Raw genomic sequence first — 20,447 nt, forward strand, 5'->3', positions numbered from 1 at the left:
CAGCCCCCGGCCACGGCGGGCGCGGTCACCAGGGGTTGTTGTCCTGCTCGTCCGGGTCACCGGTGCGCCCGCGGCGCGGCGGCCCGGCCGGAGGCGCGCCGGCACCGCCGGCGGGAGCACCACCGGCGGCCGACGGCGGCTGCGGCGGCGCGGGCGGCGGGTCGGCGGGCGGCTGCGGGTCGTCCGGCTCGTCCGGGTCCGGGAACCGGCCGCGCAGGTTGTCCAGCAGCAGCGTCCGGGTCTCGCGGTCCTCGTCGCCGAGCCGCTCGGACATCACGCCCGCGACCTTCTCGGCGATGCCGGACTGGGCCCGGCGCATCGTCGTGAGGATCGCCCGGGACAGCTCGTCCAGCGGGAACGACTTGATCTTGTTGCTGAACGTCAGGTCGGTGACCGTGCCGTCGGCACCGACGGTGACGCTCACCGCGCCGTCGCTGCTGCTCGCGGTCAGCCGCAGCCGTTCGGTCTCCTCCTGCGCGGCCTGGTAGCGCTCGGCCTTCGCCGCGAACCCGGCCGCCCAGTCGTCCATCCGGCGGATCGTCTCGTCGGGGTCCCGCATCAGGTCCCCGAGGCCGTTGTTCGGGCTCGTCATGCCTGTGCCTTCTCCGCCGTGCGTGGTGCGGCCGTGAGCTGCCGCTCGAACGGCTGGGCGTTGCCCTCTTCGCCGTCGCGGTAGGACTGCGCCGCCGTCTTGACGTTGTCCGCCAGGCCGCGCACGCCTTCGGTCGACGCGTCCAGCGCTTCCTTCGCCTTCTCACCCGTCGGCCGGATGATCGGCGGGAGGAACGCGCACAGCAGCCCGTATGCGTGGTCCGACATCGCCGTGTCCGCCGCCGAAGCCGCCGTGTTGAGCCGGTCCACCAGGCTCTCGACGTGGCTCGCGTGCGCGATCAGCTCGTCAGGCTCTACTTCGAAGCCGGCGGCCGTCATGCGCTCACTTCCAATCCTGGTTCTTCCAGTCACCGATCACCGGAGGCGCCACCGCTTCTTCGCCCGCGAAGAAGTTCGGGTCGTCGCTCTCGAGGTAGTCGGCGGCCTTGTGTTCCTTGTCGTTGTCGCCCTTGCCACCCTTGGCACCGGCACCCATGCCGCCCATGCCCGGGCTGCCCGCCGCACCGGCCTTACCCGCCGTGCCCGCGTTCCGCATGGCGGCCGCCTCGGCCTCCGCGGCCGCGCCGGACGCGGCGCCACCGCTCAGGTTGCCCGCGCCGCGCAGGCCCGCACCGCCGGCACCCGAGCCCGAGCCGCCGATCCCGCCGAGCGAACCGCCGCCGCCGGCGCCACCGCCACCGATGCCGCCGAGCCTGCTGGCGATGCTCTCACCGTTGATCCCGCCACCGCGGCCGATCGTCGGCATCTTGCCGCCGATGCCACTGCCGGGGATGCCGCCCGGGCCGGAGCCGGTGGGCAGGCCGGTGATCGGGTCGATGCCGGACGGGGTGAACCCGGGGATGCCGCCGCCGCGGATACCGCCGCCGCCCCCGCCCGAGGTGTCCGGAATGCCCGGGATCGAGCCCGGGTTGAAGCCGCTGCCGCCGGTACCACCACCGCCGCCGCCGATCCCGGACGGTGAGAAGCCGGAGGACGTCGTCCCGTCGCCGCTGACCGGGATCGACGAACCGGGGATGCCGGAGCCGGTGAAGCTGCCGCCCGGGATCTCCGGGATGCCGGCTCCCGAGAAGCCCGACCCACCGGCGCCCGAGCCGCCCGCGCCACCGCCGCCCGACGCGGCCGGTATGCCCGCGCCGGAGAAGCCGGAACCGCCCGCGCCGGAACCGCCGCCGGGAATGCCGCTGCCGGAGAAACCGGAGCCACCCGCGCCCGAGCCACCGCCGGGGATGCCGGCACCCGCACCCGCACCGGCGCCCGCGCCACCCGCACCGTTCGCGCCGTCGATGCCGCCGGTGGTCCCCTCACCCGGGATCCGCGCCGAAAGCGGGTCCATGGCCGTGCGGGCCGTCAGCGGCTGGGAACCGTCGGCGCCGGTACCGGCGCCGCCCGCCGCGGTGGTCGCCGACCGCGCCGTGGCGGTCGGGAGCTTCGGCGGAGCCGGGAACCGCGGCGTCGCGACCGCGCCGCCGATGGTGTCGTCGTACTGCGTCAGGATCTGCGCCGCGTGGTCCCGGGCCGCCGTCTGCGCCCGGTAGGTCTGCATGGCCTCGCCGGCCGCCGCGGCGTACTGCACGGGGTCGGTCATCGCCATCAGCTTCTGGTTGGTGCTCTGGAGGTCGAACTGCACCGGCGGGTTGGCCGCCATCTGCCGCTGGGTCTCGTTGAGCGCCTGGGAGTGGATCTCCTGCTGGCGCCCGGCGAGCGTCGCGCCCTGCGCGGTCGCGCCCAGCCACTTGCCGACGCCGGCGAGGTGCTCGCGGACGGCGTCACCGGCGTCACCCTGCCAGTTGTTGGTGCTCGCGTTGATCGCGTCGCCGAGGGTCTTCTGGTGGGTGCCCAGGTCGTTGCCGACCGAGACCCATTCCTCCGACGTCTCGGCGACGGTCGCCGGGTTGGCGTCCTGCGTGATGGCGTCGTTCATCTGCTCGTGGCTCGCGTTGGCCCACAGCGTGCGCGGCGCTCCGCCGTTCTCGCGCATGGCGAGACCCTCGTCGAGGCCGTGCTTGGCGTTGTCGAGGTGCTGCTGGTACAGCTCCTGGATCTTCTTGTCGCGCAGCACCGGGTCGACGGCGGGGCCGAGCCAGCCGGCCCGGATCTCGTCGTCGATCTGCTGGGTGGCCATCTCGCGGATCTCGTCACCCGAGGGCGTGTTGTCGGTCTTGATCGGCCCGACGTAGTACTTCGACGACGAATCGGCCGTCACGTCGTAGAGCGGACTGCGTTTGTCGTAGTCCGGCGACGACGGGTCCGAGACGGACTCGGCGGTGGGTGCCACGGTCTCGGTCTCCCTCAGCTCTGATCGGCGGTCGGGAGCGAGGTCAGCGTCGTGCGCGTGGTCTCTTCCCGGGACTTGTAGTTGCTCTTCGCCAGCTTGATGGCTTCGATGTAGGTCGGGAACTCCTGCCGCGCGGCCTGCAGCTGGGTGACCAGGCCGTGTTCGTCGGCCGCGGTGCTGACCATGTGCGCGGAGACCCACTGGCCGGTCGCGGTCCGGCTCATCGCGGGCGCGTCGTGCAGCCGCTGGAGGTTGGACCAGCGCTGCTCCAGCGACTCGAGCACGCCTTCGAGCGCCTCGATCAGCTGGTTGCCCGTGGTGTCGTCGATGGCGAAGCCGCCGGTCTGCGCGAGCCGCTTCAGCTGGGCGCCGGCGAGCCCGACGCGGACCGCGGCCATCGCCTTCTGCGCGGGTTCGGTCGCGGTCTGCATCTGCGCCGTCGCCTGGAGAGCCTGGGCAACCGCCTCGGTCTCTTCCGTCATCAGGACTGTTCCCTTTCCGGTCAGTACACCGCGGCGATGGCGTCGCGGATCGCGCGGGCGAGGTCGGCCCGTCCGGCCGGTACGTACTCGGCTGTCAGGTCGCCGGCCTCGCCGGTCTTGGTGCGCACGAGGTAGCGGCCGTCAGCGGTGTCGAGCCAGCTCAGCGGTTCGCCCGCGAGGCGCTCGCCGCGGCGGCTCTGCGCGGTGACGGCGATGTGGCCGCCGCCCAGCCGCGGTTCGGCCAGCACCCGCTCGAGCGTCGCGACGTCCGACGGCTTCGGCGCCGGCGGGCGACGGCCGGGGCGGACCACGGCCTTCACCTCGATCATGCCGAAGGCGTCGGTCTCTTCCTCGTCGAACTCGGCGTCCGCGAGCCGCTTCGCCGTCATGGCCGAGACCTCGCGCCCGGCGGCGCGGTGCACGACGTGCCTGCCGGTGGTCGCGGCCGGAGCCGGGGGCAGCACGCCGGTGACGACCTCGACCAGCTCTTCGTCGGCGAACAGCGAGAACAGCAGCTCGTCGGTGTCCGGGGCCTGGGTGATGCCGAGCGCCTGGGCGCCATCGGTGACCACCAGCACGGCGACGTCGGCGCCGAGGCCGTCGATCCCGCTCACCGCAACCGAAACACGCGGCTCGGCCAGCAGCTCGAACGCCGTCCGCACCCCGGGGTGCAGTTCGCCCGACACCGAAAGCCGTCGCTCCTCGAGCGCGTCGTAGACCTGGCGCGCGACCCGCACGAACCGCACCGGGTCCGATGGGAGGTTGCCCGCGCGCAACGGGTAGCGCCGTACGTCGCCACCGGTCGCCCGGCCGACGACGAGGGCTTCGACGACCTCGAGGACGAACTCGAACCTGTCCGCCATTTCCCCTCGCTGCTTCTTTGTCAAACCCTCAAGCAACTTTCCTGCCGAAGGGTAGCAGTGCCTCGGAAAGGGGTGCTGACGCCGCCACGCCGATGCCCGAAAGACCACGATCCCCGGCCTGTGCGGGCAAAGCGCGCTCGGTGACCGAGTCACCCGATGCGGTGCTGGTGCACGCGCAGCTGCAGGGTGACGAGATCGAGAAGAGGCACGGCAACGCCCAGCTCACGGGCACGCGCGGTGAGATCGCCGAAGATCTGGTCCCCCTCGACCGGGTGACCGCCGACCAGGTCACGGTAGAGCGAAGATCCACCCATCCCGGGATCGGTGACGGTCTTGCGGGTGGCCGCGAGATCGGCGGCGGGCACCGGGTACCCGGCGGCCTCGGCGACGGCGGCCGCTTCGGCCACGACGGCTTCGGCGAACTCCGTGCCGCCCGGGACGGCGACGACGTCGCCGATCGTGGCGCGCATCAGGCTGTTCACCGCGCCGATCGCGGCGATGAACACCCATTTCGACCACATCGACTCGGTGATCCGCGCGTCGAGATCGGCGGCGAACCCGGCGTTCTTCAAGGCGGAATCGACGTCGGCGAGCCGCTCGGGCGCGGATGCCGTACGGGCGCCGTAGGCCAGGCTCTGCAACGGGCCGAGCCGCCGGATGGCACCGTCGTCGTCGATCGTGGTCTGCACCTTGGCGACGCCGCCGAGCACGGCGTCCTCGCCGAACCGCGCGTCGAGGGCGTCGAGGTGCGCGAGGCCGTTGAGGAACGGGAGAATCAGCGTGCCGGGCCCGACCGCGGGGGCGAAATCGTCGATGGCCGAGGTCAACCCGGTCGCTTTGACGGCCACCAGGACGAGGTCGAAGGTCCGGTCGAGTTTTCCGGTCTCGACGAGCCGCGGCGTGAGAACGGTGGCTTCACCGAGGCCGGTGATCCGCAGGCCGCGGTCCCGGAGCAGTTTCGCCCGGCCGGGCCGCACGAGGAAGGTGACGTCGCGGCCTGCCTGCTGCAGCCGTCCGCCGAAGTACCCGCCGGTCGCGCCGGCGCCCACCACCAGAATCTTCAAGTCGCTCACACCATCACTTAGCGCCCGGCGGCGGCCACAGTATTCCCACAGCAAGACACAGCGAAACGACAGGTCGATCCGGGAACGCCGGGCGTTGACCAGGCATGGGAAGACGGATCGGGTGGACTTTGGCGGGCGCGGGACTGGCGGCGGCCGCGTTGACGGCGGGGACGGTGGTCGTGGTGGACGGGCACCGGGTGACCCCGGCGGCCGTCTCGGCTCCCGCGGCTTCTGCCGACTCTCCTGACTCCCCTGACGACACGGCCGTGAGCCCGGTGGCATCGACGTCCGAGGTGCCCTACCCGGACTTGTCGTCGGTGGCGACCGAGGTGACCGAGGCGGTGGCGGCGGCTTCGCGCGGCACGAGTGTCGGGTTCGTCCTGTACGACCGAGAGTCGGGCAAGGCACTGGCCTCGTCCGACGCGGACCAGCCGTTCTACACGGCATCGGTGGTCAAGCTCCTGATCGCGATCGACGAGGTCCGGTCGAACGACGGCTGGGCGCTCCCGGACGCGGACGCGGTCGAGGACCTGACCGACATGCTGGAGGGCAGCAACGACGCGATCGCGTCGCAGTTCTGGGAAGAGAACGGCGGCAACGCGATCGTGACCCGCACGGCGGCCCTGATCGGTCTGTCCAACACGACGCCGCCCACCGACCCGACCCAGTGGGGAATGGCGAAGACGAGCGCGAACGACGTCGTGACGACGTACGAGTACCTGGAGGACGTGATCCCGGACGAGGTGGCGGCGCCGTTGCTGGCAGCGTTGGGGAATGCGCGCAACCCGGCGGACGACGGGTGGGACCAGTATTTCGGGATCCCGGACGGCTTGCCGGGTCGCTCGTGGCAGATCAAGCAGGGGTGGATGATCCTGCGCAACGCACTGGTCCTGAACACGACGGGTGTCGTGGGTGGGCGGTACGTGGTGGCGTTGCTGACGCAGCAGCCGCTGGTGAGTTCGGCGAAGGGGCGAGCAGCGGTGACAGCGGGGATCAAGACGCTGGGACCGCTGCTGACCCAACTCGACGCGGCTTGAGGCGGGATCACTAAACCTCAACCACGAGAAACAGCACGAGCCCGCTCGATATCCGGCCCCCGGTAAAGCCGCTCCGGAATCCGGGCCAGCGTCGACGGATGAACCTGCGACCCCAGCCCGTAAAGCTTCTGAAAACTCATGATCAAGGGCCGCCAAGCATCGGGATCGATGCGATCGGGACTTCCGGGTACCCGAATGTCCTCATGCACGAAAACCCGCTGAACCCGCACCTCGATGGCGACAATCCCGCCACGCTGCGAAGGATCCTCATCGGCGACAGGGTGCACAGCCTCGACAACGGCCTCCATCGCAACAGGACACTCGGCGACCCGAGGCGGCGACACGGTCTCGGAAACAACCGGCGTCAACCCGGCCCGCGAGAACTTGTCCGCGACGTGGAAATACCCGCGGGAAACCTTCCCCGGCGGAACCGGATCCGACCCCGTGGTCAACGCCAGCCGGTCGACGGCCGACGCAAGCACGTCCGAGGGCAGGTTCAGCACGCACTCCCGCGTACGCAGGAGGTTCTGGGCGGTCTTGGACCGCGCGCCGAGCCCGAGCATCGCTCGCCACCCCAGCCAGAACGCCGAGGACATCGGTGCGAGGTTGGCCGAGCCGTCCTCGTTGTCGCTGGAGATCAGGACCACCGGGGTGCCGAAGTACAGGATGCCCGGCTCGATGGCCGTGTGCGCAAGGGTTTCCGTCTTCACACCCTTGATCCTGCCGTCGCCGCGGGACGAAGACTCGCGGGAATCGGCCGTCGCGATCACCGGTGCCGGGGAACGACGCCGGTGATCGACGACTCAGTGCGTCAGGGCCCGCCGGGTGAGGACTCGCGCCAGGTGACGGCGGTACTCGGCCGTCGCGTGGGGCTCGTCCGGGGGCGACGTCCCCTCCGCTGCCAGTTCGGCGGCCTCGGCGACCGACGCTCCGGAAGCCAGCGCCGCTTCGGTCGCCGTCGCGCGCAGGGGTACGCCGCCCATGTTCACCAGGCCGACGCGGCCGCCGGCGACCGCCACGCCCACCATCGCCCAGTCGATCGCGCGGCGGGTGAACTTCTGGAAGCCCCACTCGACGCCGGTCTGGCGGGGCACCCGGACCTCGGTCAGCAGCTCGTCCGGCTCCAGCGGCGTCGTGAACGGGCCGAGGAAGAACTCCGACGCCGGAATGCGCCGCTCCCCCGCCGGGCCGCGCGCCACCAGCACCGCGTCCGACGCCAGCACCGCCGCCGGCAGGTCGGCCGCGGAGTCCGCGTGGACCAGCGAACCGCCGATCGTGCCGCGGTGGCGGACCTGGCGGTCGCCGACCTCGCCGGACACGTGGGCCAGCAGCGGCGCGTGCTCCAGCAGCACCGGGTCCCGGGACAGGTCGCTGTACCGGGACAGAGCGCCGATCACGACGTCGTCGCCGTCGAGGCGGACGTACCGCAGCTCGTCGAGCGGCCCGATGTCGATCAGGTACTCCGGTGCCGCCAGGCGCAGCTTCATCAGCGGCAGCAGCGAGTGCCCGCCTGCCAGCACTTTCGCCTCGTCACCGTGCGAAGCGAGCAACGAAAGCGCTTCGTCCACTGTGGACGCCCGCTCGTAGCGGAACTCGGCGGGGATCACCAGTCCACCTCCTGGCCCGAAGCGTCGATCACGGCGCTCACGATGTTGTGGTAACCGGTGCAGCGGCAGAGGTTGCCCTCGAGGCCGGCCCGCACCTCGTCGCGGGTCGGCTTGGGGTTGTCGTCCAGCAGCGACACCGACGCCATGATCATCCCCGGGGTGCAGAACCCGCACTGCAGGCCGTGCTGCTCGCGGAACGCCCGCTGCACCGGGTGCAGCGCACCGTCCGAAGAGGACAGTCCCTCGACGGTCGTGACGGCGTGGCCGTCGGCCTGCGCGGCGAGCACCGTGCAGGACTTGACCGACTCACCGTCGAGCAGCACCGTGCACGCGCCGCAGGACGTCGTGTCGCAGCCGATGTTCGTGCCGGTCAGCCCGGCGGTGTCACGCAGGAAGTGCACCAGGAGCGTCCGGTCGGGCACCTCCTCGGCCACCGGCTGCCCGTTGACCTCGATCGAGACCTTCACTGCGCGTTTCCCTTCGAAGCTTCTTCCAATGCGGCCCAGACCCGGATCGGCGTCGTGGGCATGTCCAGGTGCTGGACGCCGCGCGCGGACAGCGCGTCCACGACGGCGTTGTGCACCGCGGGCGTCGAGCCGATCGTCGCCGCTTCCCCGATCCCCTTGACGCCCAGCAGGTTCCGGTCGGTCGGGGTGGCCATGTCGACCAGCTCGAAGTCCGGCAGCTCGACGGCCGTGATGAACGAGTAGTCCGCCAGCGTCGCGGTCGTCGGGTTGCCGTCTTCGTCGTAGGTGACGACCTCCATCAACGCCTGCGCCGCGCCCTGGCCGAGCCCGCCGTGCCGCTGACCGCGGAAGGTCAGCGGGTTCACGATCGGGCCGGCGTCGTCGACCGCGACGATCCGCCGCAGGTCGACCTTGCCGGTCTCGGTGTCGACCTCGACCACCGCGAGGTGCGCGCCGAACGGGAACGTCGGCTTGCCGCCGCCGAACCAGACGTCGGCGGTGAGCTTGCCGTCGGCGGCCGCGGCCACCTGCGCCCAGCTGAGCACGGAGCTCGACGGCGCGCCGCGGACCTGCCAGACGCCGCGCTCGGCGTCCAGCTCCAGGTCGTCCGCCGACGCCTCCAGCAGGTCGGCCGCCAGCTCGCGGGCCTGCGCGATCACCTCGTCGGCCGCCTGCCGGATCGCCGAGCCGCCCAGCTGCAGCGACCGGGAGCCGAACGTGCCGACCGCCTTGGGCACCTCGTCGGTGTCGCCGTGGCGGACGGTGATCTTGTCCAGCGGCACGCCGAGCTGGTCGGACAGGAGCATCGCCAGCGACGTCCCGAGGCCCTGCCCGTGCGGGGAGCTGCCGGTCCAGGCGACGACCGAGCCGTCCGGGTGGACGTCGACGCGGCCGCTCTCGCCACCGGAGTCGCCGCCGGTGATCTCGACGTAGGCGGCGATCCCGAGGCCGAGCTCGATCGGGTCGCCGGCCTCCCGGCGCCGCTGCTGCTCGGCGCGCAGTTCGGCGTAGCCGGCGGCTTCGAGGGCCTTGTCCAGCGCCGCCGCGTACTCGCCCGTGTCGTACGAAGCGCCCGTCGGCGTCGTGTACGGGAACTCCTCGGGCCGGATGAAGTTGACCCGGCGGACCTCGGCCGGGTCCAGGCCGAGCTCGCCGGCGAAGCGGTCCATCGCGCGCTCGAGCGCGGCCGTCGCCTCCGGGCGGCCCGCGCCGCGGTAGGCCGCGATCGGGGTCGTGTTCGTGACGACGGCGCGGCTGCGCGTCTCCACCTTCGGGAACCGGTACACGCCGACGGCCATGAGCTCGGTCAGCGTCGGCAGGAACAGCGTCCGCGGGTACGCGCCGGCGTCCTGGATGACGTCGAGGCGGTACGCGAGGACGGTGCCGTCGCGCTTGCCGCCGATGGTCACGGTGTTCTGCTGCGCGCGGCCGTGCGTCATCGAGGTGAGGTTCTCGCTGCGCGACTCGACCCAGCGGACCGGCCGGCCGATCTCCTTGGCGGCCCAGCCGAGGACGGTCGCCTCGGGGTCGGCGCCGATCTTCGCGCCGAACCCGCCGCCGACGTCCGGCGCGATGACGCGGACGTTCTCTTCGCCGACACCGAGGCTCATCGCCACCTGCGTGCGGGCGATCTGGGCGTTCTGCGTGGAAAGCCAGACCGTCAGCCTGCCGTCCTCGCCCCAGGCGCAGGACGCGCCCCGGACTTCCAGCGGCGCCGGTGCGACGCGCTGGTTGACGATGGTCGTCGAGACGACCACGTCGCAGTCCGCGAAGATCCCGTCATCGAACTCCTGCGCCCCGTTGACCTGCATGACGTTGCTGCCGGTCTCGGGGTACAGCAGCGTCTCGTCCGCCAGCGCGGCGTCGATGCTCGCGACGGCGCCGAGGGGGTCGTAGTCGATGTCGACGAGCTCGGCCGCGTCGGCCAGCTGGTAGCGCTCCTCGGTGAGGACGAGCGCGACGGGCTCGCCGACGTAACGCACCACGTCGGCGGCCAGCCACGGTTCCTTCACCGGCCCCGCGGCGTGCGGGTCGAGGCCGAGGTCGGCGGCGGTGAACACGCCGAGCACCCCCGGCGCCGCCTTCGCTTCGCTGACATCGATGCTTTCGATCCGCGCGTGCGCGACGGGACTGCGCACGAACACCGCATGCGCGGCGCCGGAAAGCGCTTCCTCCCGTAGATCGTCCACGTAGGTGCCGCCCGCGGTGATCAGGTTCTGATCCTCCTGGCGGACCACCCGGGTCCCGACAATGCTCATCTGGTCTCCTGCTCGCCGATACCCCGCCGATCATGCCCTGTTTTCAGGTGAACGTCAGCACCACCGCGAGTCCCAGACCGGCGATGCCGATCCCGATGCGCAGTGGCGTGGCGGGCAGGTGGCGCACGAGCGTCGAGCCGAGCCACGCGCCGGCGAGGGAGCCGAGGCAGACGGCGAGGGCGGCCGGCCAGTCGACCTTGCCGGTGACGGCGAAGATGATCGCGGCGAGGAGGTTCGCCGAACCGGTGACCAGGTTCTTCGCCGCGTTCGTCCGGGCGAGCGGCTGGCTCCACACGGAGACGAGCAGGGCGAGCATGAGCACGCCGGCCGCGGCGCCGAAGTAGCCGCCGTAGATGCCGATGAAGAAGGCGGCGACGCCGGTGGCCGGGCTCAGGCCGTGGTGCTCGGCGCTTTCGGCCAGCCGGCGCAGGCGCGGGCCCGCCATGAGGACGACCGAGGCGCCGCCGATCAGCCACGGGACGATCGCGGTGAAGGCGCCGGACGGGGTCAGGAGCAGGACGAGCCCGCCGCACGCGCCGCCGACGGTGGTGATGACGCAGAGCGGGACGATCTTCCCCCGCTGGCCGGCGAGCTCCGGCCGGGCACCCGCGGCGCCACCGGCGGTGGTCCCGAGCATGGCGACGGTGTTGGTGATGTTGGCGGTGACGGGCGGGAGTCCCGCGGCGAGGAGCGCGGGGTAGGAGACGAGCGAGGCGAGCCCGGCGATGGACCCGGTCAGGCCGGCACCGACCCCGGCCAGGACGAGCAGGAGGAGGACGCCGGGATCGGTGATCACGTTGTCATCTCAGCACGGCCGGCGCGGCGGCCCGCGGTGAGATTGCTCCCACCCGAGGGCTGCGGTATAGGCCGTTATACGAATTACCCAGGCCTGTCCGAAACCGGACGGGATCCGGCGCCGGGCTTGCCCCGCGGCGACAGGCCGTCACAGAATCCGCGCTGACAAGGTTGTCAGCGAGCGGAGACCGGACCATGGGCGAGTTGAACCGGCGAAAGGCCCTCGTCGGCGCGGGCGGCGTCGCGGCCCTCCTGGCCTCGGGACTGCTGCCGGGGGTCGCGGCGGCCGCGACCGGCAAGGCACCCGGTGGCCCGCCCGACCCCGTCGCCGCCACCTACCTGCGGGTGCTGCTGCGCCACACCCGCTGGGCCGAGCAGCAGTTCGACGCCGCGGCCGGGATCTATCCCGCGAAGGACTTCACCTTCGCCGTCGTGCTCGGCAACGCCCTCCTGCTGACCCGTCCCGGCTACGACGCCGAGACGGCCGGGGTCGACCAGCCGACCCTGAAGGCCCACACCCTCGCCACCATCAAGCACTTCGCGGCGTCGAACCTGCTCACCGGCGGTACCGAATGGGGCCGGCGGCTGTTCTTCGACACCACCTTCCAGTCGTACTTCCTGCTCGCCGCCCGTCTCCTGTGGACGGACCTCGACGCGGCCACGAAAACCAACGTCGAGCGCATCACCGCCGAACAGGCCGCCTACACGACCGCGCTCGGCACCGAGGACGACCCGGCGTCCGGGACCTGGACGCCCCACGGCCTCGACGGCGGCTTCGTCGGCGACACCAAGCTCGAAGAGATGGGCGTCTACGCCCAGTCGCTCGCCCCCGCGCTCGCGTGGGCGCCGGACGACCCGCGCGCGAAGGACTGGCGCGCAGCCTTCGGCGCCTGGAGCCGCAACGAGACCGGGCTGCCGGCCGCCGACCTCGCCAACCCGCGGCTCGTCGACGGCGTCCCGATCGACGCCAACACCGCCACCAACCTCTACGACACCTTCCTGGTCGAGAACCACGGCTCGTTCGGCCCGCACTACCAGGAAGAACTGTGGCGCACCTCCGGCCGCAACGCGATGCACTTCCTCGCGGCCGGCGCCCCGCTGCCCGAAGTGCTCACCGCCCAGCCGAACGGCGAACTGCTCTGGCGCACCATGCTGCTGATGACCAGCGACGCCGGCGAGCCGCTGATGCCGATGGTCGCCGACCGCGAGCACCTCTACGGCCGCGACGTCATCCCGCTCGCCTTCCGCGCCCAGGTCCTCGGCGACCGCCACGCCGCGCGCGCCGAGGCCGACCTCGCCGCGCGGCTCGAGCCCTACCAGGCCTACGCGCCCGCCGACCGGATCACGAAGTTCTCCGGTGAACCGAAGTACGAGCCCGAAGCCCGCGCCGAGCTCGCCATCAGCTACCTGCTCCACGAATGGCGCGCGAAGCACGGAGGTCCGATCAAGCCGGCGACCGGGAACGAGTTCGACGCCCATGCCGCCGGGGTCGCCGATTTCGGTGCCGCGCCGGGTCTGCTCGCCCACCGCTCCCCCGCCGCCTGGGCCGCGACCGTGACCAAGCCCGGCTTCGTCAAGTTCGCCTGGCAGCCGCACCACGACGACTGGCTGTTCGTGCTCGGCGGCGCCAACCCGATGCTGCTGCCGGCCACGAACATCGCCGTCAAGGAGCGCCACGCCACCACCTACACCAAGGTCCGGGACGGCTTCGACGGCACGGTCGGCGTCCTGCGCTTCGACGCCGGGTACGCCGCGCTCGCCACCCTCCCCACCGGCGCCGCGGTCTACGCCAGCACCGGCGTCGCCGAGAGCGAAGGCGTCCTGAACGTCTACAACCTCGCCATGCCCGGCGTCCCCGGCCTCGACGGCGATCGCACCTACACCGCCGCCGAAGGCAAGGTCACGATCGAGGCCGCGGCCGCGCCCACCGGTGCCCGGACCGACGACCTGACGTTCGCCCCGGTCACCGCCCGGCACGTCCGCATGCTCGGCGTCCAGCCGGACCCGACGTACGGCTATTCGCTCTGGGCCTTCGAGGTCCGCGACGGCGACGGCCCGGACCTGGCGCGAGCCGGAACGGCGTCGGCCTCTTCGGCGAGCTCGGGCAAGGAGGCCAAGTACGCCAACGACGGCGACGCGGCCACGCGCTGGGCGGTGTCCACATCGGACCGTCCACGCGCCGACAGCTGGCTAGCGATCGACCTGGGCTCCGCGCAGACGATCGACCGTGTCCGGCTGAGCTGGGAAGCCGCCGCCGGGCGCAAGTACCGCGTCGAGACGTCACCGGACGGCGCCACCTGGACGCCGGTGGCGAGCTACCCCGTGCCCGCGCTCAGCAGCACGAAGGGCTGGCTCGACATCGACGGCCGGGCCGGCATCCTCGTCGACGGCCCGAACCCGATCACGGTCACCGGTGACCGCGTCACGCTGTCCGACGGGCCCGCCGCGCCCTTGCTCGCCGAGCTGTACCCGGTGCCTCGCAAGCCGGCCGCCCGAGCTACCTCCACCGCACCGGCGGTCCGGGTGACCGGCACCGATGGCTTCCTCGTGCTGCTCAACCTTTCCGGCGCCCCGGCGACCGGCACGGCGACCCTCCCGAAGGACGGCGACGCGTACCGGCTCTACCGCGGCGAGCAGACGATCACCCGGACCGGCACCGAAGTCTCCTACGCGCTGGCCGCGGCGGAAGGCCGCATCGAACCCCCGCGGTTCGCCGTGCGGGGCCCGGCCGGGCTGAAGGCGGTCGTGCGCGACGCGAGCCGGGTCGACCTCACGCTGCCGTCCGGGTTCCTGCCGGTGCTCGTCACGGTGACGCCGGACGGTGGCCGCCCGCGGCCGGTGGTGCTGCCGCCGCGCCGGAGCGTGCCGGTCGTGTTCGGTGACGTCCGGCCGTACCCGCTGGCCGACGCCGCGCTCGGCCGGACCACGTTTCCCGCCGAACCGCTGCCGCCCGGCATGTCGAGCCCGGCGGCGGCCGTGGACGACGACCCGGCGACGGCGTGGCGGCCCGGCCCCGGCGGCCGGATGGTCGTCGATCTCGGGACGGTGACGGCGGTTTCCGCGGTCGAACTGGCCTGGACACCCGGCCGCCGTCCCGCGGCGAGCGTCGAAACCAGCACCGACGGCCGCACCTACCGGACGGCGGACACCGGCCCGGCCCGGTACGTGGCGGTCCGGACGGGCTGGCGGTCCGGCGACGCGAGCCTCGTGCGGATTTCCGTCCGGACTTGATCGATCTCGCACCTCTCGCGGCGGGCCCCGGGGCGAGTACCTTGGCACCACAGGTCACCTCTGCCCGGGAGGACGGATGCGCGTCACGATCGCCGAGGTCGCCCGCCGCGCGCGGGTGAGCAAGACGACCGTGTCGCGGGTCCTCAACAACAAGGCCGATGTGGACGCGGCGACCGCGATCCGGGTCCGCGAGGTCATCGCGGCGACCGGGTACATCCCGAGCGCCGGCGCGGTCGGGCTGGCCCGCGGGGTGACCCGCACGGTCGGGATGCTGGTGCCGGGGCTGACCTGGCCGTGGATGGGCGAGGTGCTGCAGGGCGTCGCCGACGTCGTGGAGGCCAAGGGCTACGGCCTGCTGCTGTCCACGGCCAACCGCGGCGCGGACTCCCTCGGCGAGTTCTCCCGGCAGGTGTCGGCGAAGGCGTTCGACGGGCTGCTGCTCGTCGAACCGCCGGACGCCGTGCGGCACCTGCGCGTGCTGCACGACTCCGGGCTGCCGGTGGTGGTGATCGACGACCGCGGCCGGCGGCCCGCGTTCCCGTCGGTGGGCACGGACAACCGGCAGGGCGGCGCGGCCGCGGCCCGCCACCTGCTCGAAACCGGCCGCACCCGGCTCGCGACGGTGACCGGGCCGCGTGCCTTCGGCTGCACGAGCGACCGGCTCAACGGGTTCCGCGACGTGATCCGCGACGCGGGCCTCGTACTGGACTCGAATCTCGTCATCGAAGGCGATTTCACGAGTGAAAGCGGCGAGGCGGCGATCCTCCAGCTCCTCGCCACCGGCCCGGAGTTCGACGCCGTCTTCGCGCACAACGACCTCACCGCGGCCGGGGTGCTGGCCGGGCTGCGCAAGGCCGGGCACACGGTGCCCGGGGACGTCGCCGTGGTCGGCTTCGACGACATCCCCCTGGCCGCGCACACCCAGCCGCCGCTGACGACGATCCGCCAGCCCCTGCGACAGATGGGCGAGACGGCGGCCCGGCAGCTGCTCGACCGGCTGGGTGGGGCACCCCAGCCGGACGAGCCGCTGATCGTCCCGACCTCCCTGGTGATCCGGGAGTCGACTCAGGAGACGGTCAGCGCCGCCGAAAGCGGGACGTTGCGCGAAGAGTCGCCGAGGTAGACGCGGTACTGGCCCGCGTTCGTCGTCCACGATCCACTCCAGTGCGCGAGGTCGCGCGGGGTCACCGGGAACGACACCTGCTGGCTCTGTCCCGGGTTGAGCTGCACCTTCTTGAACCCCTTCAGTTGTTTGGGCGGCTCGCCGTTCCCACTGGGCTGGCCGACGTAGAGCTGGACGACGTCGGCGCCCGCGCGGGTGCCGGTGTTGGTCACCGTCGCCGTCACGGTGGCGGTGCCGTTCGTGCCCTGGGGTGTGACGACCAGGTTCGAGAACCCGAACGTCGTGTACGACAGGCCGAAGCCGAACGGGAACAGCGGCTCGATGTTCCGGCTGTCGTACCACCGGTACCCGACGTTGAGGCCCTCCGAGTACTCGATCCGGTCGTTGGCGCCCGGGAACTGCTGGACGTTCGCCGTCGGCAGGTCGGCGATCTGCTTCGGGAAGCTGACCGGCAGCTTGCCCGACGGGTTGACGTCGCCGTAGAGCAGCGACGCGAGCGCGTTGCCGTTCTCCTGGCCCGGGTACCAGCCCTCGATGACCGCGGCCGCCTTCGACAGCCACGGCATCGTCACGGCCGACCCGGTGTTGAGCACGACGATCGTGCGCGGGTTGGCCGTCGCGACCGCGTCGATCAGGTCGTTCTGCTGGTTCTGCAGGTCGATCGTGTCGAGGTCCTGCGTCTCGGACTCGCCGTAGCTGGCGAACACGATCGCGACGTCCGCGGCCTTCGCGGCGGTGACCGCACCCGGGATGTTCGGCGTCTGGACGTGCTCCCCGGCGCCGTCCACATAGGACACCGTGACGCCGGACCCGGCCCGCGCCTTGATGCCGTTGATCGGGTTGACCGACGCCGGCGACGGGTTGACCTTGGCGCTGCCGCCGCCGATGTTCTGCGGGTCGATCCCGTCGCCACCGGACAGCGCGATCGACTTCGTCGACGCGGTGAGCGGCAGGACACCGGTGTTCTTCAGCAGCACCGACCCGGCCGCCGCGACGTCCCGGGCGGTCGTCACGTTCGCCGCGTTCGTCACGACCGACTGGGGTGTCCCCCGCCGGGCCCGGTCGAAGACGCCGAACTTGACCATCTGCGTGAGCACCCGGCGGACCATGTCGTCGACCCGGGCCTGCGTGACCTCGCCGCGCGAGACGGCGTCGAGCAGGCCCTGACCGAAGAACGCGCCGCCGGGCATCTCCATGTCGAGGCCGCCGTTGGCCAGCTGCCGCGGGCCGCCGGTCGCCGAGCCCCAGTCGGACCCGACGAAGCCGCCCCAGTTGGCGTCCTGCTTGATCGCCGTCGTGAGCACACCGGCGTTCTGGCATGCCGGGACACCGTTGATCTGGTTGTAGGCGCACATCATCGACGCGACCTGGCCCTGGCTCGCGACCTGCTGGAACGCCGGCAGGTACAGCTCGTGCAGGGTCCGGTCGTCGATGATGACGTTGTCCGACGGCGTGCCGCGCGACGCCCCGGCCTCGACGTTGTAGGCGGCCGCGTGCTTGGCCTGCGCCATCACGCCCTGGCTCTGGATGCCCTGGATCGTCGCGGTCCCGGCTGCCCCGGCGAGGTACGGGTCCTCGGCGTAGGTCTCGAAGTTGCGGCCCCAGCGCGGGTCGCGGACCAGGTTGATCGTCGGGCCGAGGGCGATGTCGACGCCCTTGCCCGCGAACTCCGCGCCCATCGCCGAGCCGTACCGGTTCATCAGGCCGGTGTCCCAGGTCGCGGCGGCCGACACCGGCGCCGGGAACTGGGTGACGCCGTCGAGGCCGTCACCGACCCCGGCCGGGCCGTCCTGCAGGCCGAGCGCCGGGATGCACAGCTCGGGCACCGCGTCGGTGTTGCCGATGTACGGCCCGGTCGCGCCGTTGCCGTGCAGCACCTTGATCTTCTGCTGCGCGGTCATCGCCGCCATCAACTGGTTGACGCGGTCGGCGACCGGCGCGGAAGAACCCACCCACGGGCAGCCACCGGGGTTGGTCGGCGTGGTCGTCGGCGGTGCGCTGTCGCTCGTGTTCACCGCGAACTCCCACAGCGAGATGCCCCACTGTGTCACCCGTGCCGTGGCGTTGAGCCGCACGTATCTCGCGGTGCCGCTCACCGCGGGGTGCTCGGTGCCGCCGGCGCCGGTCACGGTCGCCGCCGTCGTCCACGTCGAGCCGTTGGTGGACAGCTGGATCGTGTACGCGCTCGCGTACGCGGCTTCCCACGTCAGGTCGACGCCGCAGACCGGACGCGAACTGCCGAGGTCGACCTGGATCCACTGCGGGTCCGCGGCCAGGCTCGACCAGCGCGTCCCGGCGTCGCCGTCGAAAGCCGCGGACACCGGGAAGGCATCCGACTGCACGCTGGAGGCGGTCCCCGGCTGCCGGAGTGCCGCGTTCGCGCTGCCGCACGCCTGCGCTGTCCCGTCGCCGAAGACCTGGAACTCCCAGAGCGAGACACCCCATTGGGTCGCACGCTGGGTGGTCGTCAACCGGACGTATCGGCCGGCCCCGGACACCGGCAGCGTCTGCGTGCCACCGGTGCCCGTGGTCGTCGAGTACACAGTGGACCATTGGGAACCGTCGGCCGACGCCTGGAGCGTGAACGCCCTGGCGTAGGCCGACTCCCACTGGAGCACCACCTGGTTCAGGGTGTGCGACGAGCCGAGGTCGACCTGCAGCGTCTGCGGGTCGGCGGCCAGGCTCGACCAGCGGGTGCCCGGGTCGCCGTCCACCGCGGCCGAAGCGGGGAACGCCGCGTTCTCCGTGGACGACGCGGTCACGGCGTGCCCCTGCGAGAGCAGCGTCGGCGCGGCCTGGGCGGTGAAGAGCGGCACGGTGAGCAGGCCCACCGCGACCACCGCTCCGAGGGCCAGCCGCCTCACTGGTAGACCCGCACGTAGTCGATCACCATGTCCTGCGGGAGCACGGTCCCCGCTCCCGGCGGGCCGGGGAAGTCGCCGCCGATGGCGTTGTTGAGGATCAGGAAGAACGGGTGGTCGTAGACCCACGGCCCCCGCGTGCTCTCCACGGTGTCGCGGTTGATCGTCTCGAACGCGTTGCCGTCGACGGAGAACGTCATGTGGTTCGCGTCCCAGTCGAGGCCGAACTTGTGGAAGCCGGCGGCGACGTCCTGACCGAGGTCGAGCGGCGCGCCGATGCCGCCGGCGCCGTTGTACGCGGGCGCGTGGATGGTCGAGTAGGCCAGGTTCGGCGACTTCCCGACGTGCTCCATGATGTCGATCTCACCGCAGTTCGGCCACGGCGTGCCGCTGAAGAAGTTCGCGCCCAGCAGCCAGAACGCGGGCCAGAGCCCCTGCGTGCCGGACACCTTGATGTTCGCCTCGACGTGGCCGTAGGTGAAGCTGAACTTGCCCGCGGTGTTGATCCGGCCCGAGGTGTACTGGCAGGTGCCGCTGCCGCTGATCGGGTCGACCGGGCACGCCGATCCCGGCGTCGCCTCGCGGCGGAGCTGGATGACGAGGTTGCCGCGGCCGTCCTGCTTGGCGTTGTTGTTGTTCGTGTAGTACTCGAGCTCGTTGTTGACGCCGGGGCCGGTCTCGGCGGTCCACTTGCTCGCGTCCGGGCCCGCGCCCGAGGCGCCGTTGAACTCGTCGCTCCAGACCAGCGTGCCCGGGAAGTGCGGGGCCGGCGGCGCGGGCGGCGGAGTCGTCGGGTTGCCGCCGGTGCCGTAGACGTCGAAGCCCCACAGCGAGTAGCCGTAGCCGTTGGACCGGGCGGTGCCGTACATCCGGACGTACCGGCCGCTGCCGTTGACGGTCAGCGTCTCCTTGAAGCCCTTGCCGGTGGTGGTCGAGTAGAGCGACGTCCAGTTCACGTTGTCGTTCGACACCTGGAGCTGGTACGCGACGGCGTAGGCCGGGTCCCACTGCAGGACGACCTGGTGCACGGCCGCGGTGGCGCCGAGGTCGACGGTGATCCAGCCCGGGTCGACCCAGCCGGTGGTCGCGCTGGTCGCCCAGCGCGTGGCCGGGTCGTGGTCGAACGCCTTCGCCGGGAGGCAGCCGGGGCACGCGCCGTCGTCCTGGTACGAGGAGGCCGTGCCGGACTTGCCGTACGAGAGCAGGACGTCGCCGGGCTGGGTCGTGCCGCCTCCGCCGTAGACCTGGAACTCCCAGAGCGAGTAGCCGTACTGCGTCGCGCGCTGGGTGCCGGTCAGCCGGACGTACCGGCCGCTGCCGGTCACGGTCAGCGTCTGGGTGCCCCCGGTCGCGGTGGTGGTCGCGTACAGCTGTGTCCAGGTGGCGCCGTCGGTGGACGCCTGGATCGTGAACGCCTTGGCGTAGGCGGCTTCCCAGTTCAGCACGACCTGGGACAGCTGCTGGGTGGAGCCGATGTCGACCTGCAGGGTCTGCGGGTCGCCGAACGCGCTGGACCAGCGGGTGCCGGGGTCGCCGTCGACCGCGGCCGACGCCGGGAACGCGGCGGACTCGGTCGAGGACGCCGTCACCGGGCGGCCTTGGGAGAGCAGGACGGGGGCGGCCTGGGCCACCGGCGCGGGGAGCAGGGCGGCCAGGGTCAGGGCGAGGACGGCGAGAACCCGGGTTCTCGGCATGCGGCGTTGCATGGGGCACCTCCACGGCGAACCGGCGCCGGGACGGCCTTGCCCCGGCGCGGATCGGCTCACGTGGTC

General features: G+C 72.1%; 16 protein-coding genes. 3 read left to right on the plus strand and 13 right to left on the minus strand.

Annotated features, from left to right (window positions below):
• Nucleotides 1–25: 25 nt before the first annotated feature.
• From ACZ7PG_RS40925 to ACZ7PG_RS40950, 6 genes are all read right to left on the minus strand, one after another.
• Nucleotides 26–592, minus strand: a complete 567-nt coding sequence (locus tag ACZ7PG_RS40925; RefSeq protein ID WP_470244573.1) for a YbaB/EbfC family nucleoid-associated protein — start codon at nt 590–592, stop codon at nt 26–28.
• Nucleotides 589–930 carry a type VII secretion target gene (locus tag ACZ7PG_RS40930; protein WP_470244574.1) on the minus strand — a complete coding sequence of 114 codons (342 nt, stop codon included), beginning with the start codon at nt 928–930 and terminating at the stop codon, nt 589–591. The genes ACZ7PG_RS40925 and ACZ7PG_RS40930 overlap by 4 nt, the downstream gene beginning before the upstream one ends.
• A gap of 4 nt (nt 931–934) precedes the next feature.
• Nucleotides 935–2,887: a hypothetical protein gene (locus ACZ7PG_RS40935; RefSeq protein ID WP_470244575.1), complete on the minus strand. Its 1,953-nt coding sequence runs from the start codon at nt 2,885–2,887 to the stop codon at nt 935–937.
• 14 nt (nt 2,888–2,901) lie between these two features.
• Entirely contained in the window at nt 2,902–3,369 is a 468-nt protein-coding gene (locus ACZ7PG_RS40940; protein ID WP_470244576.1) for a hypothetical protein, read from the minus strand.
• 20 nt (nt 3,370–3,389) lie between these two features.
• Nucleotides 3,390–4,232: an ESX secretion-associated protein EspG gene (locus ACZ7PG_RS40945; protein ID WP_470244577.1), complete on the minus strand. Its 843-nt coding sequence runs from the start codon at nt 4,230–4,232 to the stop codon at nt 3,390–3,392.
• A 149-nt stretch (nt 4,233–4,381) separates the two neighbouring features.
• Nucleotides 4,382–5,305, minus strand: a complete 924-nt coding sequence (locus ACZ7PG_RS40950) for a ketopantoate reductase family protein (protein WP_470244578.1) — start codon at nt 5,303–5,305, stop codon at nt 4,382–4,384.
• 95 nt (nt 5,306–5,400) lie between these two features.
• On the opposite strand from ACZ7PG_RS40950, the gene ACZ7PG_RS40955 reads away from it, so the two are divergent.
• Nucleotides 5,401–6,333: a serine hydrolase gene (locus ACZ7PG_RS40955; RefSeq protein WP_470244579.1), complete on the plus strand. Its 933-nt coding sequence runs from the start codon at nt 5,401–5,403 to the stop codon at nt 6,331–6,333.
• A gap of 17 nt (nt 6,334–6,350) precedes the next feature.
• Here ACZ7PG_RS40955 and ACZ7PG_RS40960 read toward each other — a convergent pair whose 3' ends face one another.
• The 5 genes from ACZ7PG_RS40960 to ACZ7PG_RS40980 all read right to left on the minus strand — a co-directional run bounded on the left by ACZ7PG_RS40960 (nt 6,351) and on the right by ACZ7PG_RS40980 (nt 11,461).
• Entirely contained in the window at nt 6,351–7,043 is a 693-nt protein-coding gene (locus ACZ7PG_RS40960) for a flavin reductase family protein (RefSeq protein WP_470244580.1), read from the minus strand.
• Nucleotides 7,044–7,136: 93 nt separating this feature from the next.
• Nucleotides 7,137–7,940: an FAD binding domain-containing protein gene (locus tag ACZ7PG_RS40965; protein ID WP_470244581.1), complete on the minus strand. Its 804-nt coding sequence runs from the start codon at nt 7,938–7,940 to the stop codon at nt 7,137–7,139.
• On the minus strand, nt 7,937–8,407 hold the full coding sequence (locus tag ACZ7PG_RS40970; protein ID WP_470244582.1) for a (2Fe-2S)-binding protein: 471 nt from the start codon (nt 8,405–8,407) through the stop codon (nt 7,937–7,939). The genes ACZ7PG_RS40965 and ACZ7PG_RS40970 overlap by 4 nt, the downstream gene beginning before the upstream one ends.
• On the minus strand, nt 8,404–10,665 hold the full coding sequence (locus tag ACZ7PG_RS40975; protein WP_470244583.1) for a xanthine dehydrogenase family protein molybdopterin-binding subunit: 2,262 nt from the start codon (nt 10,663–10,665) through the stop codon (nt 8,404–8,406). Before ACZ7PG_RS40975 ends, ACZ7PG_RS40970 begins: the two co-directional genes overlap by 4 nt.
• Before the next feature lie 43 nt (nt 10,666–10,708).
• Nucleotides 10,709–11,461, minus strand: coding sequence for a sulfite exporter TauE/SafE family protein (locus tag ACZ7PG_RS40980; RefSeq protein ID WP_470244584.1), 753 nt, complete (start codon nt 11,459–11,461; stop codon nt 10,709–10,711).
• Nucleotides 11,462–11,655: 194 nt separating this feature from the next.
• Here ACZ7PG_RS40980 and ACZ7PG_RS40985 point away from each other — a divergent pair, with 194 nt between their 5' ends.
• On the plus strand, nt 11,656–14,691 hold the full coding sequence (locus ACZ7PG_RS40985; RefSeq protein WP_470244585.1) for a discoidin domain-containing protein: 3,036 nt from the start codon (nt 11,656–11,658) through the stop codon (nt 14,689–14,691).
• A 76-nt stretch (nt 14,692–14,767) separates the two neighbouring features.
• Nucleotides 14,768–15,814, plus strand: coding sequence for a LacI family DNA-binding transcriptional regulator (locus ACZ7PG_RS40990; RefSeq protein WP_470244586.1), 1,047 nt, complete (start codon nt 14,768–14,770; stop codon nt 15,812–15,814).
• Here the strand turns inward: ACZ7PG_RS40990 and ACZ7PG_RS40995 are convergent.
• Entirely contained in the window at nt 15,757–18,678 is a 2,922-nt protein-coding gene (locus ACZ7PG_RS40995) for a glycoside hydrolase family 3 C-terminal domain-containing protein (protein WP_470244587.1), read from the minus strand. The two genes, ACZ7PG_RS40990 and ACZ7PG_RS40995, sit on opposite strands and share 58 nt — an antisense overlap.
• Nucleotides 18,675–20,369 carry a discoidin domain-containing protein gene (locus ACZ7PG_RS41000; protein WP_470244588.1) on the minus strand — a complete coding sequence of 565 codons (1,695 nt, stop codon included), beginning with the start codon at nt 20,367–20,369 and terminating at the stop codon, nt 18,675–18,677. The genes ACZ7PG_RS40995 and ACZ7PG_RS41000 overlap by 4 nt, the downstream gene beginning before the upstream one ends.
• Nucleotides 20,370–20,447: the final 78 nt, after the last annotated feature.

The sequence above is a fragment of the Amycolatopsis sp. NPDC114504 genome (genome assembly GCF_055633595.1).

What these genes read in the sequence shown, in the direction of transcription:
- ACZ7PG_RS40990 (WP_470244586.1), top strand. Translation starts at nt 14,768, where the DNA reads ATGCGCGTCACGATCGCCGAGGTCGCCCGCCGCGCGCGGGTGAGCAAG.
- ACZ7PG_RS41000 (WP_470244588.1), bottom strand. Translation starts at nt 20,369, where the DNA reads ATGCCGAGAACCCGGGTTCTCGCCGTCCTCGCCCTGACCCTGGCCGCC.
- ACZ7PG_RS40925 (WP_470244573.1), bottom strand. Translation starts at nt 592, where the DNA reads ATGACGAGCCCGAACAACGGCCTCGGGGACCTGATGCGGGACCCCGAC.
- ACZ7PG_RS40955 (WP_470244579.1), top strand. Translation starts at nt 5,401, where the DNA reads ATGGGAAGACGGATCGGGTGGACTTTGGCGGGCGCGGGACTGGCGGCG.
- ACZ7PG_RS40975 (WP_470244583.1), bottom strand. Translation starts at nt 10,665, where the DNA reads ATGAGCATTGTCGGGACCCGGGTGGTCCGCCAGGAGGATCAGAACCTG.
- ACZ7PG_RS40940 (WP_470244576.1), bottom strand. Translation starts at nt 3,369, where the DNA reads ATGACGGAAGAGACCGAGGCGGTTGCCCAGGCTCTCCAGGCGACGGCG.
- ACZ7PG_RS40985 (WP_470244585.1), top strand. Translation starts at nt 11,656, where the DNA reads ATGGGCGAGTTGAACCGGCGAAAGGCCCTCGTCGGCGCGGGCGGCGTC.
- ACZ7PG_RS40930 (WP_470244574.1), bottom strand. Translation starts at nt 930, where the DNA reads ATGACGGCCGCCGGCTTCGAAGTAGAGCCTGACGAGCTGATCGCGCAC.
- ACZ7PG_RS40945 (WP_470244577.1), bottom strand. Translation starts at nt 4,232, where the DNA reads ATGGCGGACAGGTTCGAGTTCGTCCTCGAGGTCGTCGAAGCCCTCGTC.